The following is a 15,635-nucleotide window of genomic DNA, read 5'->3' as shown; positions in this document are numbered from 1 at the left end:
TCTCCCCGGTCCCGGTCAATAACCTCCCTGACGTCCCCCCCTGCATGCTGTTACTCGATCATGGTCATCCAAGCAGCTCGGGAGAAATAATAGTGCGATCAATCCAGAGAGCAAGGTTGCCAAATGGCTCGTCTGGGCAAGTTTGCAGGTGGATCGAATGGATTCCTTTGAAAGAAGGCCCGCCGTCAATTCTTGATTACGAGCGGTCGCATTGGTGACTTCCTGCCTGGTCAAGGCAAGACGTTTCTGACCATTATTTCCAAGTTTCACTATGCGACACAACGTTTAATGTCGCAAATGTTGATTTTTGTGACGGTTACTTTATTATGTCGTCACGAAAGCTGTACAGAGGCAGAAAGGGTGTCCGGTGCCGAAGCATATCGCAGAGCAGGAACTGAGACAGATCGAGCAACGGATTGCGGCCTATCCGCAAGGAGTTGGCATAACCGACCTGGAGGAAGCCCTTTCTGTGGCAGGAATCGTCATGAATCGGCGTTCTCTGCTGCGCCGGCTCAGTATGCTCATCGAGAGCAACCGCATTCGTGCCACCGGAGCATTCAAGGGACGTGTTTACTGGCCGATCATGCCAGCGTCGGCAGAGGTCGCAGAGCCGGAAGAATCGCTCGTCCCCCTCTCCGAGGCTGGTCGCGAAGTCCGCAGTTATGTCAGCCAACCGATTCAGCGTCGCGAACCGATCGGCTATCAGCGCGATTTTCTCCTCTCCTATCCCGATTCAGGACCATATCTTGACGACACCACCCGGGCACATCTGCACCAGATAGGCCGCTCACACCAGGGGGCCCTGCCCGCCGGCACCATGGCCAGACAGGTCATGGGAAGGCTTCTGATCGACCTTTCCTGGGCATCTAGCTACCTGGAAGGAAATACCTACTCCCTGCTGGAGACGGAACGTCTGATCTCCTTCGGCCAAGCCGCAGAGGGGAAAGATGCGCTGGAAACCCAGATGATCCTGAATCACAAGCAGGCCATCGAGTTTCTCGTGGAGGACGCCGATGAAATCGGCTTCAACAGGTATTCCATCCTGAACCTCCACGCCATCCTGTCCGACAACCTTCTCCCTGATACGGAGGCCTGCGGCAGACTGCGTCAGATCGCCGTCGGTATCGGCGGCTCGGTTTATTCGCCGCTGTCCACTCCGCAACTCCTGGAGGAATACTTTCAGCGGGCTCTCGATGCGGCGACTGCTATCACCGATCCCTTTGAACAGGCGTTCTTCGCCCTCGTGCACCTCTCCTACCTGCAGCCGTTCGAAGACGTCAACAAGCGGGTGGCACGGCTTGCCGCCAATATTCCGCTGGTAAAGCACAACCTCTGCCCACTGTCGTTTATCGATGTCCCCAAGCGTTCCTATGTCGAAGGGATTCTGGGGGTCTACGAACTGAATCGCATCGAGCTGCTTCGGGATGTCTTTGTTTGGGGATACGAACGCTCGGTCAAACGCTACCTGAGTACTCGGGAAGAACTGGGGGAGCCGGATCCGTTCCGGATGAAATACCGCTCTGCCTTGACCGAGGTGATCCGTGACGTGGTCCTCCAAGCCACGGCGGATGTACAGGAATTTGTCAACGCATGGACAACTGAACACATCCCTGAGAACGATCGGCAACGGTTCATCGGTCTGGTGCATACCGAATTGAGGGGCCTGCACGAGGGGAATATCGCGCGGTTTCGGCTACGGCCGGCGGAATTTCAGGCGTGGCGGGAGAAGATGAGGCAATTCAGATGACCAATAACTATCATAATTCCGGCATTCGAGACAATTACCTGCATGGCAGGGCCGGGGACTTCGTCCGTGAAGCGATTGCACCGGATGCTAAGCTTTCTTTCGTTTCCGCCTATTTCACGGTCCATGCTTATAATGCATTGCGGGATGATCTAGAGCGTGCCGGTAACCTCCGCTTCCTGTTCGGCGAGCCCCGTTTCGTGCGCAGTCTGGATAGGGAATACAAGCAATCCCGCCAGTACAATCTAACCGAGCAGGGGCTGTCCCTTGGCAATCAACTTGTGCAGCGTCGGCTGGCTAAGGATTGCGCCGACTGGATCCGCCGGAAGGTGGAGATCCGCTCCGTAACCCGTAGCGGCTTCCTCCACGGCAAGCTCTATCACATTCAGGACGGCAAGCTTGCCCATGCCCTTATCGGCAGCTCTAACTTCACCGTTCCAGGCCTCGGTCTGCACCCTAACGGGAGCAACATAGAACTCAACCTGATCGTCGACAGTGACAGGGATAGAGCCGCCCTGCTCGAATGGTTTGACGCCATCTGGGATGACAACAAGCTCGTCGAGGATGTCAAAGAGACTGTGCTTAAAGAGCTTGACCGGCTTTACTCAAACAAATCACCCCAGTTCATCTATTACCTGACACTTTTCCACCTCTTCCGGGATTTTCTGGACGGTACCAAAGATATTGACGAAGCACTCCGGCGTACTGCGTTAACCGATACCAGCATCTGGCAGACGCTCTTCTCTTTCCAGAAGGACGGGGCAAAGGCGGCCATCAACAAGATCCTTGCCAGCAACGGCTGCATCCTCGCCGACAGCGTCGGTCTCGGTAAGACCTTCACTGCCCTTGCGGTCATTAAGTACTTCGAGTTGCGCAACGAGCGAGTCCTCGTGCTCTGTCCCAAGAAGCTACGTCGCAACTGGACGGTGTACCGTTCCAACAGCTCCCTCAACCCGTTCCTCGCTGACCGCTTCCGTTACGATGTGCTGTCACACACCGATCTGTCCCGGGTCCGGGGCGAAGTTGACGGCATTGACCTTTCTACATTGCACTGGGATAACTACGACTTGGTAGTCATCGATGAATCGCACAACTTCCGTAACAACAGCATCGCTCGTCAGAACGACGGAGAAGAAAGGAGGCGCACCCGCTATCAGCGGCTGATGGAGGACATCATTTCCTCCGGCGTCCGCACCAAAGTGCTCCTGTTATCTGCGACGCCGGTCAATAATCAGTTGTCCGATCTCCGCAACCAGATATCGTTCATTGCCGGCGGAGACGTGGCCCGCGATGACCGGCCGGACAGCGCGTTCAGGGAGTCGCTTGGGATTGCCTCGGTACGTGAGACCAGCCGCATGGCCCAGACCCATTTCACCAACTGGGCCAAGAGGCCCGCCGGAGAGAGGAAAACGCGGGATCTCCTCGCCGCTCTCGGTGGCGATTTCTTCAAGCTCCTCGACGGCCTGAGCATAGCCCGATCCCGGCGACACATCTCCAGTTACTACAAGGAAGAGATGAACCGCCTAGGGGGATTTCCTCACCGTCCGGCGCCCCATTCACGTCACCCGCAGATTGACCTGCATCAGCGCTTTCTCTCATTCGAGCAACTGAATGAGGAGATCAGCGCGCTCAATCTGGCTCTCTACCACCCGACTGCCAAGCTCCGGGAAGACCTCCCCTCAACAATTCGCGAGATGTACTTAGACAAGATTCTGGGAGGCTTCACCCAGGAAGGGCGTGAAAAAATCCTGATCGCGATGATGAAGGTCAACTTCCTCAAGCGTCTGGAAAGTTCGGTGGATTCCTTCCGCCTCACCCTTCAGCGCACCATCGACAAGATCGACCGGCTTGAGGAACGCATTCTCGCCTTCGAAAAGCACGCTGATGATAACCCCGATCTTGACTACGACACGTTAACGCCTGCCCAATTCGAGGACCCCGACTTTGACGGTGAGGATTTCACCATCGGCGGCAAGCGACGGATTCATCTCGGCCATCTTGAGCTTCCGGAATGGCTGAAGGAGGTTCGGCAGGACCGAGTGCAATTGCAGTTTCTGCTGGAGAAGACGGCAGCGGTAAGGCCCGAGCGTGACGGCAAACTCGTCGAGCTGCGCGCCCTCATCGAAGAAAAGGTGACCAAGCCTACGACCGACCGAGACGGAAGGCTGAATCGTAAGGTCCTGGTATTTACTGCCTTTGCTGACACGGCCCGCTATCTCTACGAACAACTGTCCCCTTGGGCGCGTGAGGCCCTCGGCATTCACACGGCGCTGGTCGTGGGTGAGGGCTCCAACCGCACTTCTCTCCCGAAGCCGAGCGCAGACTACGACGACATCCTCACCAACTTCTCGCCGCTTTCAAAGCGCCGTTCAGAGCAGAACCATTTCCCCCAGGACAAGGAGATCGATCTCCTCATCGCCACCGACTGTATCTCCGAGGGGCAAAATCTCCAGGACTGCGACCTCCTGGTGAACTATGACATCCACTGGAACCCGGTCCGGATCATCCAGCGCTTCGGCCGGATCGACAGGATTGGCTCCCGCAATGCCGAAGTCCAGCTGGTCAACTTCTGGCCGGTGGCTGACCTGGACCGTTACCTGAACGTCAAGCACCGGGTCGAGGCGCGCATGGCGCTGGTGGACCTTGCCGCTACCCAGACCGACAATCTCCTCGACCCTAGCCAGCTTGAGGAGCTGATCAAGGAGGACCTCCTGTTCCGCGACCGGCAGTTGAAGCGCCTCAAGCACGAGGTTCTCGATCTGGAAGACTTTGATGATGCGGTTTCGCTCACCGACTTCTCTCTCGATGAATTCCGCCTCGACCTGCTCCAGTTTCTCGAATCACGCCGGGCCGAACTGGAAGAGGCGGGCCAGGGGCTTTATGCGGTTGTGCCGACGAACTCAGACATTCCCGCCTGTCGGCCGGGAGTGCTCTTCTGCCTGAAGCACAATAAAGCGGGTGGCGTTTCCACCGAAGGGGAGTCACGTCCAACCGATTCGGCGAATATCAATCCGCTGGCCCCCCATTATCTGGTCTACGTTCACGATGATGGCACGGTCCGCTTTTCCTTTGCCCAGCCCAAGGAATCACTCCTTCTCTTGCGCAACCTCGCAGCTGGAGAGGCCGGAGCCGTCGAATCACTATGCGATCTGTTCGACGCGCGCACCAAAGACGGCGCGGATATGAGTCACTACACCGGCCTGATTCAAAAAGCTCTCGCCTCAATAGAGCACACCTTCCGGCGCCGGGCCGCTGTTGGGCTCCTCTCCGGACGCAGCGGGATACTGCCGACTGCCGCTGAAACTCCGATTGCCGACAGTGGCGATTTTGAATTGATTACCTGGCTTGTCATCATGGAAGGGAAGTAGAACAATGGCGAACAACAATGCAGAGCTCCGCTCCGTCATCCAGGCTGCACTTGCAGCGTTTCAGAAGAAATCCCTGTCTGAGGCGGCCGTCGGGCTGTTGGACGTGCTTGGTTACCGGAGCGATCGCACGGTAAATCTCGGCGACTCCAAGCCACAAAATTTCCTCGATTTCGTCCGCGACAACGCCAGAAACAGCAACTTCAACGAAGCGAAAGCGCTTGCTGCCGACTGGCAATCCGCCGATCTCCTGTTCCAGCTCACCGATGAGGAGCTTTCAGGTCACACGAGTCTGTTCAAGGAAACTGGCGTCAACGCCGGCTTGCTTCAGTCCTACGTTTTCTTCGCAATCGAGCTGAAAGACGGAGACTACGCCCGTGGCAAGCTCACGGACATCGCGCGTCAGATCAACCGTGTCTTCCCCATGCCCGTCATGGTGCTCATCAAACACCTAACGGACAAGACGCCCGTCATCTCCATCGCTGTCATCAACCGCCGCCAGAACAAGCGCGACGCCGCGAAGGATGTCCTCGGCAAGGTCACCATTATCCGCGATATTTCCCTTGCCGATCCGCACCGCGGCCACCTTGACATCCTGGCGTCCTTCGCCGTCCCGAACCTCGTCCACCCGCAGCGCCTTCCGATCAATAACTTCGACACCCTCCACGCCGCGTGGGAGGAGATCTTCAACGTCGAGCTGCTCAACAAGCGTTTCTACCGCGAACTGGCCAACTGGTACTTTTGGGCGCTACCGCAGGTTGAATTCCCTGCCGACATTGAGAAGGACGACGAGAAACGCCGCGCTACCGGTCTTATCCGCCTGCTCACGCGCCTCATCTTCTGCTGGTTCCTTAAGGAAAAGGGCCTCATCCCCGAGAATCTCTTCGTCGAGGCTGATCTGAAGAGCATCCTCAAGGATCTTTCGCCGGATGCTTCCACCTACAACGAAGCTATCCTGCAAAATCTTTTCTTTGCCACGCTCAACCAGCGCATGGGCAAGGACACCAAGGGGCAGCCATTTCGGGCCTTTGCCAAGGATGAAGGTTTCCAGAAAAACCGCGTCACCTACGGGGTGGACACACTCTATCGCTACGAAGAACATTTCCACGAACCCGCCACCGCGCTCGATCACTTCGCTGATGTTCCCTTTCTTAACGGCGGCCTCTTTGAGTGCCTCGACCGCACCGAGGAGGGCACGGACAGGAAGCTTTATCTCGACGGCTTCTCGCGGAACAAGAAGAAACGCCCCACCATCCCAAACTGCCTCTTCTTCGGCGGCGAGCGCGAGGAGGACCTGTCAGGAAAGAGTGCATACAACGATCCAAAGCGCAAAAAAGAGAAAGTGCGCGGACTCCTCCATATCCTGCACGCCTATAAGTTCACCATTGTTGAGAACACGCCGGTCGATCAGGAAATTGCTCTTGATCCCGAGCTGCTCGGCAAGGTCTTTGAAAACCTGCTCGCCTCCTACAACGAGGAAACCAAAACAACTGCCCGCAAACAGACCGGCTCCTTCTACACCCCGCGCCCCATTGTCGAATACATGGTGGACGAGTCGCTCAAAGCGCACCTCACGGGCGCACTGACCAAAGCCGGCATGAGCGAAACAGACACGCAGGCTGGGCTCGAAATCCTCTTCACCTACACCGAGCGGGCTCACCCCTTCTCTGAGCGAGAAGTCGCCACACTGCTCGATGCCATCCATACCTGTAAGATTCTCGACCCCGCTTGCGGCTCCGGCGCCTTCCCGATGGGGATGCTGCACAAGCTTGTTTACATCATCCACAAGCTCGACCCCGACAACGCCCGCTGGATGCAACTCCAGATTGATGCCGCCACGAAGATTCCTGATCTTTCCGCTCGCACCGCCGCCATCGCTGCCATCGAACGCGATTTCGCTGACAACGAGGACGACTACGGGCGCAAGCTCTATCTGATCGAGAACTGTCTCTACGGCGTGGACATCCAGCCCATCGCCATCCAGATATCAAAACTTCGCTTTTTCATTTCCCTCGTCTGTGACCAGCGCACCAACCGCAACAAACGGGACAACCACGGTATTCGACCGCTGCCCAACCTCGAAACAAAGTTCGTTGCCGCCGACACCCTTATCAGTTTGCCGGAGATGGATCAATTGGCGCTGCTTCCTCCCCGGGTTTATCAAATCGAAGCTGAAATCGAAGCCCTTTACCATAGCCACTTCGCCATCCAACGACGCGACCAGAAGCTCACTCTTCAGAAAAAAATCAAGGTGCTGCGGGAGGAACTCGGCAAAACCTTAGCAGAGAGCCTCGGCTCGTCCAAGAAAGCTGAGCACATTGCCGACTGGGATCCATTTAATCCTCAGGCAATTGCAGCCTTCTTCGATCCACATTGGATGTTCGGGCGTTCACTTGCGGATAACTTCGATATAGTGATAGGGAACCCTCCATATCGGGTCGTCAAAGATAAAGCGGAAAAAGCAAAGTATGACAAAATCTACATGCATCAAGATTACCAGAGAGACCTTTACTTATTGTTCTGTGAAAGGGCGGCATCACTTCTAAAGCCAAATGGTGTTGTCTCATTTATTACCCCAAACACCTGGCTTTACTCGCTGACTTTTAAAAAAATTCGTCGCCATTTACGAAACTCCTACGCTTGGCGAAAAGCATTCATTCCGAAAAGCCGCGTGTTTGATGCGATTGTTGATAATGTCGTATTCGTCTTCCAGCGAGGTACGATGTTGAGTGGTTACAAGATACCGATTGAAATCCTCGAAGACGAAACACGCGCAATCCAGGTTGACGAGAAATACATTTCTAAAGATGGAGACGTAATTAACCTCTCAGTCACGGAGTCCATTCACGAAATTTACAGGTTTATCGCAGGAAGATCCGTCAGGCTGGGTGATGTCTTCGATGTTTTCAACGGTGTGAAACCTTTTGAGAAGGGCAAAGGCTCCCCGCCTCAATCTGCTGAGATAATGAAGACCCAACCATATGTGGTCGAAGGCCCTAGGCCAAGTGGCAAGGACTGGTTGCCACTTCTCCGTGGTAGCTTGATTGAACGGTATAAGATACGCTGGAATCAGGACTATTGGATTCAATACGGGCAGTGGCTGGCGGCACCAAGAGAACGAAGAATCTTTGAGCGCGGACAGAAGATTTATGTACGACAGACAGCTGATTGCATAATTGCAGCCTTTGTCTCCGAACTTTTTGTGGCGCGGAATAACCTACATGTGCTTTGGCCTAAAGATAAGTCCGTTGATGTCCTTTGGTCCTTGGGCGTCCTAAACTCTGCAATCACCGGATTCGTTTATTCTTACATGAATCCTGAGCAGGGGGAAGCATTGGCCGAAGTAAAAAAGGAACACGTGGAGAATCTGTTGCTGCCACGGTTTGCCGGCCAGAAGGAAGTTATCTCAAGTCTCGTTAGTTTGTTGCTTATTAACAAATCTCTCGATGATGGTGACGTAAGTGCGTCCACATTCTTGAACGACCTAATCGATGCCTGTGTGATGGAGTGCTACTTCAGCGAACACATGGCTGAGCGCGACCTGTTGTTTCTTGACGCACTCGCTCCGTATCTCACTGACTACAACCCAGATGCCACTGAATTGCAGCAGCGAGAGTTCATTTCCCAGCTTCACCGCACACTGAACGCCCCTTCATCGAAAATCCGCAACCGCCTGCTCCGCATCTCCGCCGACAGCCCTGATCTGCTCGCCGTCATCAAGGAGGGGGGCAGGATATGAAGGCCCGTTTGCATCACATTGCCATCAGTAACTTCAAAGCCTTCCGTGAGTTTTCACTCAAGCTCGAAGGCCGGCACCTGCTGGTATATGGCGCCAACGGTGCGGGCAAGTCATCGCTGTACTGGGCGCTCCATACCTTTCTGCAAAGCGCCCGCAAGCCCAAGAAGGATGTCGAAAAGTATTTCGATCCTGCAAATCAGCAAAGCCTGCTCAACCTTCATGAACAGAAAGGAGCCACCCCAAAACCCGGCGAGATTGCGCTGACGCTGCGCGACACCACGACCCGCAACGACACGACCTATCGCATCAGCCAAGCCGATCACGGTACCTTTAACCAGCCCGCCATCCTGAAAGGCGACCTGGCCAGCGATTTCATCACCTATCGCTTCTTCTTCGGCTTCTCGCACTTTCGCAACTCGGAAAAATTCGATCTCTGGCCGTTGTTCGAGAAGGAAATCCTGCCGTTTTGTGTGAGCACCGGCGGCCAATCACCCTACTCCATGTGGCAAAAGATCAAATCAGGTGATCCTAACCCATACCGTCTACAGGGCAGCCCGGGAGCCGACGCTTATGACCGCTTCCGTCAAAACACGTTGGCCTTTGCCGGAGTCATTACTGCGGTTGTAGATGCGATCAGTACAGAGGCCCAGCGTTTTTATGATGCCCACTTCGCCATGGACGACCCAGCTAAGGTCGCTTTGAAACTGGCCGTCACCACCCCGCCTTCGGCCACTGGTTCTAACCAGAATAATTTCAAGTTCACCCGGCCGGTGATCGAATTGGGTGTGCAGTTGGACGGTCATACCGTAACGAAGCCACAGAGTTTTCTAAACGAAGCCAAGCTGACCCAATTGGCGCTGTCAGTTCGTTTCGCCGCTTCGCTGGTCAATTTGCATGAGTCAGATCTCAAACTCCTGGTGCTTGATGACCTGCTAGTAAGCTTGGACATGAGCAACCGCATGCAGGTAGTGGATATCCTGCTGTCCGAGACTTTTACCAACTACCAGAAAATCATCCTGACCCACGAGCTTGGATTCTTCCGCGAGTTTCGCCGCCGTATAGGAAACAACCACGCCGACTGGCGGTTTGTGCGTTTGCAGGGCAGCGCGGCACAAAACATCGAAGTCAAGTGCGAGAAGAGTGATCTGGAGAAAGCTGAGGACTATCTCAACGGCCATGACATTGAAGAAGCGGCGATGTTTCTGCGCAAGGCGGCGGAGGACACCGCCAAGCGCTACCGTGAATGGGCTGAAGGCAAGACCTTGCCACCAGGGCAGTTTTTCTCGTTGACCGATAATCTGCGAGCAGCACGGAACAAGCTGCTAGTAGACATTCCGGCAACACTCTACAAGAAGGTGCTGAAGAATACCCCCATGGCACATCGTACGCTTTTACTTTCTTCCGATGATAGCGATCTGGACAACAATGCGAACCTTCAGCCTCAAGATAGGGCCATTCTCAAATCAAAACGCCGCGATCTGAGCAATGCGCTGACTAATGACGGTTGGGCCAAGATGGAAGCGGTGGAAGCCGTTGATCGTGTGCTGGAGATGACCGAGCGTGTCCTGAATCCGGCATCTCACGGCAATACCTTGCCGCTTTACGAGGAAGAGGTTCGTCGCGCCAAGCGACTCATAGACCTCCTCGAAAACGTGCTGGAATCGCAATAGTGTGCCCCGGAGAACGAGGTGCAGGCAGCTCATAACTGAATTGAAAAAGAAATAGTTTTCATAATTCCATCGCAGGGAGTGAAGATGTCCACTTTTGATTCCACCAAGTGCCGACTTGAAGACTTACTGAAGAATATTATGGCTGGAACGATTCAGCTCCCAGATTTCCAGCGCGGTTGGGTTTGGGATGATGAGCATATCAGGTCTCTATTGGTCAGCATTGCCAGAGCATTTCCGGTTGGAGCGATAATGCTGCTTGAAAATGGTGGAGAGACCAAATTCAAGATACGTCCTGTCGAGGGTATTGATCCTTCGAAGATCACCCCGGAGAAGGCAGACAAATTGATACTTGATGGTCAGCAACGGCTGACATCGCTTACCCAGGTGCTGATGTTCACAGCGCCTGTTGCCACAAGAGATAACAAAAAACGGGAGATCAAGAAGTTCTATTACATCGATATTGAAAAAGCGCTTCAAGGACCGTTGAGCTATGAAGAGGCTATTTTTGGCGTTGAAGCAGACAAGATGCTTCGTGAGAATTTCGGTCGTGACATTAAGCTCGACCTGAGCTCTGCGGAGAAAGAATACAGCAACTTCTGTTTTCCCTGTAACCAGATACTCAATTCTGATACGTGGGAAGAAGGCCTGAATGCCTACGACTCTGCGAAGTTTTCACGGTACATGGAGTTTCGCAGGGTTGTACTGGGAGAGTTCCGGAAGTATGACGTACCGATCATCGAACTGAAAAAAGAAAACAAAAAGGAAGCTGTCTGCCTTGTTTTTGAGAAGGTGAATACCGGTGGCGTGCCGCTTTCTGTCTTTGAGCTGCTTACGGCAAGCTATGCTGCCGATGGTGTTAATCTGCGTGACGAATGGTATGGCAACAAAATAGACGGTGCGGAGGGAATCCATCACTACCTTTATAGGCAAAGGCTGCTTCGCTCTATTGAGCCGACAGACTTTTTCCAGGCACTGTCACTGCTTTATACGTATTATCTCCGCCAGGACGATATCCGTAACGGCAAGACCGGCAAACAGATCACTGGTGTAAGTGCAAAAAGAGAAACCGTGCTCTCGCTTCCATTATCCGCGTATCAGGAATGGAATCAGAAGTTGCAGGACGGTTTTTGGAAGGTTGCAAAGTTCCTCCGCAAAGAGTCGTTCTTTTCAACTTCAGATCTGCCATACAGAACCCAGATTGTTCCACTTGCTGCTGTTCTCACGGTGCTTGGCGAACGATGGCTTGAGCAAAAAGTGTATAACAAGCTGTCACAGTGGTATTGGTGTGGCGTTTTAGGCGAATTATACGGCGGAGCTGTTGAGACCAGGTTCGCGAACGACTTGCAAGAGCTGCTGGAGTGGATAGACAACAATGGGCCGGAGCCATCCACGGTTCGCGATGCAAATTTCCAACCGGGGCGGCTTGATACCCTGCGCTCCAGAACCAGTGCGGCCTACAAAGGAATTCATGTCCTGATCCAGCGTGATGGTGCTCAGGATTTTTTCTGGAAATCCACGATTCGCGATCTCGATGAAACTGATTGGGAAGACAACAAACTTGATATTCATCACATCTTCCCCAAGGCGTGGTGTGCGTCAAAGGGCATTGGCCCGGCACAGTATAATTCTATTCTTAACAAAACCCCTATTTCCTACAAAGCCAACCGCATGATTGGCGGGAAGGCGCCCTCTGATTATCTCCAGCAGATTCAGAAGCATCCGACTGTACAACTTAACGATGCCGAGATGGATGCAATCCTTGCCACCCATTGCGTTGATACGTTGTCACTCCGTAATAACGAGTATTCTTCTTTTATTGAAAAACGAAGGGCTATGTTGTTGGCCAAAATTACTGGCGCAATGTGCAAGTCTATAGTCGATTCACCTGAAACCATTGCAGACGATGAATCTGATGAGGATGATGACATTGATAACACTTGATCAACTCACAAGTTTAATCGCCAACGGCGAACAACTCGACGTGGAGTTCAAATCAGACCGCCTCGTCTACGCCCTCTACGGCCTAACGGAAGAGGAAATCGCCTTGGTTGGGGCACCGCGATGAAAGAACTCTTTAGCGAAACGGAACTGAGGCGGCTCATCTCCTTGGGAGAGGGGCAGTTCATCGAGTTCAAATCCCTCTGGGACCTGAAGGATGACCAGAAGAAGGCCGTCAGCCGGCGGACAGTGCGCGACCTTGTGGCCGAATATGTCGCCGCCTTTGCCAATGCCGACGGAGGGACCCTACTGCTCGGCGTCAACGATGACGGGACCCCTTCCGGTCATGCCTATCCGGATGAGGCCGTCAAAGACTTCGTCGCCACACCCGAGCGGCGATTGCGCCCTGCCGTACACGTTGACGTGCAACAGACCATCCTCGACGGCAACAAGGTTATCATCCTCCAGATTCCTATAGCCCTTGAGGCCGTCATGGTCGACGGCAACGGCTTCCCCTACCGGGTCGGCAAGGAAGTCATCCATGAGCCGCAGGAAGTCATCAATCAGCGCAAGCAGGCGTACCGCCGGGTCGGATACGAACAACAGGTTCGGCCGGAAGCGACAATCGAGGACCTTGACCTTTCCCTGGCCGAGGAATTCCTCAGCAAGACTCCTTATGGCGGCCGGTCGGTGCTGGAGATTTTGCAGAACTACGGCCTCATTATCCCCAAAGGGGCCACCTATGCTGTGACCAACGCGGCTCTGCTTCTCTTCTGCAAGGCGCCATCGGTGCGCTGGCATCCCCGCAGCGGCATCCGCATCTTCCGCGTCGACGGCACCGACCGCCGCCACGGTAGCCGCCGCAATGTTGCCCAGCAGACCCCACTGGCACCTCCGCTGGCCAGGATGATACCGGACGCCCACAAGGCGCTGGCCGCTCAAATCGGCAAGTCGGAGAAGCTCCATAACCTCTTCTTCCGGGAGATGCCGGAATATCCAACCTTCGCTTGGCAGGAAGCCCTGGTGAACGCCGTCGCCCACCGCGACTACAACGAGCAGGGACGGGAGATTGAGGTCTGGTTCTTCGATGACCGGATGGAGATTCAAAGCCCCGGCGAACTGGTGCCGCCGGTGACCATCGAAAAGCTGAAGAACCGGCAGCGGGTCCATGCCAGCAGGAACCCGCTCATGGTGCGGGTGCTGGTCGACATCGGCATCATGCGGGAAGAAGGGGAAGGGATACCGCGCATCTTCGAGGAGATGGAAGAATCGTTCCTCGGCCAGCCTGTGTTCTCCATGGAAACGTCGAGCTTCTGCCTCACCCTCAAGAACGAGCCCATCTACACCGGCCAGAGTCCCATCTGGGGAATGCTGGTCGATCGCTACCGTCTGGCAATTAACCAGAAACGGGTACTCCTGGCTAATCCCGACGGGTTTTCCAACGAGACCTACCGCAAGCTCACTGGCGTCGACCGCGACCAGGCATACCGAGAAATCCAGGAGCTCGTCACTCTCAGCATAATAGACGGAGCGCCGTCCTCCGGCCGCGGTGCGGTCTACAGGATATCCTCCGCTCTCAAGCAGCAGCGGACCTGGCTTGAAAGCAGACTGCCGAAGCTCATCACGTATTTCGGTAGCCATCAGCGTCTGACCAACAGCGAGTTCTGCAGGCTCTTCAGCCTTACAAGGTTTGTTGCGACCAGGGAACTGAAACGTCTGGTAGATGAGAGGTACTTGACCCCTGCAGGCACGGGGAGGGGGGCACATTATGTTCCCGGTCCCGGCCTCGTCCGCTTCCTGCAGGAATGAGCGAAATGAGCGCGAAATGAGCGCTCGTTTCAATAATCATCAATATTATTAAACCATTATCTGTTCGAACCTTGCAGGAGGTCCAAAGGAATGGGTGAAGGTTGTGGTCTCAGAGCTGAAGAAACTTGCACTTATATGCGCGTTATGAACATGTTATGAGCGCTCAGTCAGCTAAGAAGAAGCGTCGATGACTCTCGGTATGACCTTGCCGATATTGGCCCTGTAATTCAATACCAACCGGAGCGGATATGAAAATCGGCAGAAATGATCCATGCCCCTGTGGCAGCGGGATCAAATACAAGAAATGCTGTGCCGGCAAACAGGAGACCGGCGGACAGCCTGCCGGCATGGGCGAGGCCATGGGGGAGCTGAGGGAACTCCTCAAGGGGCAGAGCTTCTCCTCGCTGGAAGAAGCCAACGCCTTCATAGGCAAACATATGCAACAGCGCAATCAGGCCCCCATGGACGACTTCCACGGCCTGTCATCGGAGCAGATGCACCGGTTCCTCCACTTCCCGTTCGAGACGCCCCATCTGGTCACCTTCCCGTCCTCACTCGATACCGCCCCGGAAGCCCCGATTATGACCCTCTTCAACCTGCTGGTTGGTGCCATTGGTGAAGAAGGTCTGAAGGCGACCGCCACCGGCAATCTCCCCCGCAACTTCTGCCGAGAGGCGGCCCTGGCCTTTCTGGGGGAAGAAGGGTACCGGGAGAAGACCAGATTTTGCGGCATCAATACCGAACCGGACTTTCCGGAACTTCACGTCACAAGGCTGGTTGCGGAACTGGCCGGGCTGATCCGGAAGTACAAGGGAAGGTTCATCCTCGGCAGGGAGTGCCGGAAGCTTTTGGCAGAACAGGGCCCGTCCGGCATTTACCCGCGGCTGCTCCGTGCCTTTACCCGGGAGTACAACTGGGGATACCAGGACCGGTATCCGGATTTCCAGATTATCCAGCAATCCTTTCTGTTCTCCCTGTATCTGCTGCAGCGATTTGGCGCTGAGTGGCAGACGTCTGGGTTCTACGCCGACAACTTCCTGCGGGCCTTTCCCGCGGTACTCGGGGAGGCGCAGCCACTCCACTTTGAGACCGCCGAGGATATGGTCGGTCGCTGCTACGTCATCCGCGTCCTGGACCGGTTCGCCGGGTTTCTCGGCTTGGCGGAGATCGAGCGTGATCCCGACAAAAGGTTTTTCGACGAGTTCCGCCTGCGCACGCTGCCGCTCCTGGAGCATGTCGTCCAGTTTCATCTGTGAGGTGCCGAAGTGGTCATACTGGTAGTGGAGAGTGAGCGGCCACTTCTGCTGCGTCACGTGATCCTTGATGCCGTCGTCGACACCATCAACCAGCGTGCCGGCGGCGCATGAATG

7 protein-coding genes are annotated in these 15,635 nt (G+C 54.8%); all 7 read left to right on the top strand.

Going from position 1 to position 15,635, the window contains the following annotated elements:
• Window positions 1–367 precede the first annotated feature (367 nt).
• Window positions 368–1,747 (top strand): Fic family protein, encoded by a 1,380-nt coding sequence (locus tag RCH91_RS11235; RefSeq protein ID WP_306535037.1) that lies wholly within the window; start codon window positions 368–370, stop codon window positions 1,745–1,747.
• A complete protein-coding gene (locus RCH91_RS11230; protein WP_306535036.1) occupies window positions 1,744–5,112 on the top strand; it encodes a helicase-related protein in 3,369 nt (1,122 codons plus the stop codon). Before RCH91_RS11235 ends, RCH91_RS11230 begins: the two co-directional genes overlap by 4 nt.
• A 4-nt stretch (window positions 5,113–5,116) precedes the next feature.
• The gene (locus RCH91_RS11225; protein WP_306535035.1) at window positions 5,117–8,848 is read left to right on the top strand and encodes an Eco57I restriction-modification methylase domain-containing protein; all 3,732 of its coding nucleotides are present in this window, start codon (window positions 5,117–5,119) and stop codon (window positions 8,846–8,848) included.
• Complete coding sequence (locus RCH91_RS11220; RefSeq protein WP_306535034.1) at window positions 8,845–10,518, top strand: AAA family ATPase; 1,674 nt, start codon at window positions 8,845–8,847, stop codon at window positions 10,516–10,518. The genes RCH91_RS11225 and RCH91_RS11220 overlap by 4 nt, the downstream gene beginning before the upstream one ends.
• An 84-nt stretch (window positions 10,519–10,602) precedes the next feature.
• Entirely contained in the window at window positions 10,603–12,459 is a 1,857-nt protein-coding gene (locus tag RCH91_RS11215; protein ID WP_306535033.1) for a DUF262 domain-containing protein, read from the top strand.
• Between the two features lie 120 nt (window positions 12,460–12,579).
• Window positions 12,580–14,265, top strand: coding sequence for an ATP-binding protein (locus RCH91_RS11210; protein ID WP_306535032.1), 1,686 nt, complete (start codon window positions 12,580–12,582; stop codon window positions 14,263–14,265).
• Window positions 14,266–14,513: 248 nt separating this feature from the next.
• The gene (locus RCH91_RS11205) at window positions 14,514–15,521 is read left to right on the top strand and encodes an SEC-C metal-binding domain-containing protein (RefSeq protein ID WP_306535031.1); all 1,008 of its coding nucleotides are present in this window, start codon (window positions 14,514–14,516) and stop codon (window positions 15,519–15,521) included.
• The last annotated feature ends 114 nt before the right edge of the window (window positions 15,522–15,635 follow it).

The organism is Geobacter sp., from assembly GCF_030834625.1.
Taxonomy (GTDB): domain Bacteria; phylum Desulfobacterota; class Desulfuromonadia; order Geobacterales; family Geobacteraceae; genus Geobacter.
The sequence above is the reverse complement of the archived record's forward strand: the minus strand, read 5'-3'. Positions and strand labels throughout refer to the sequence as shown.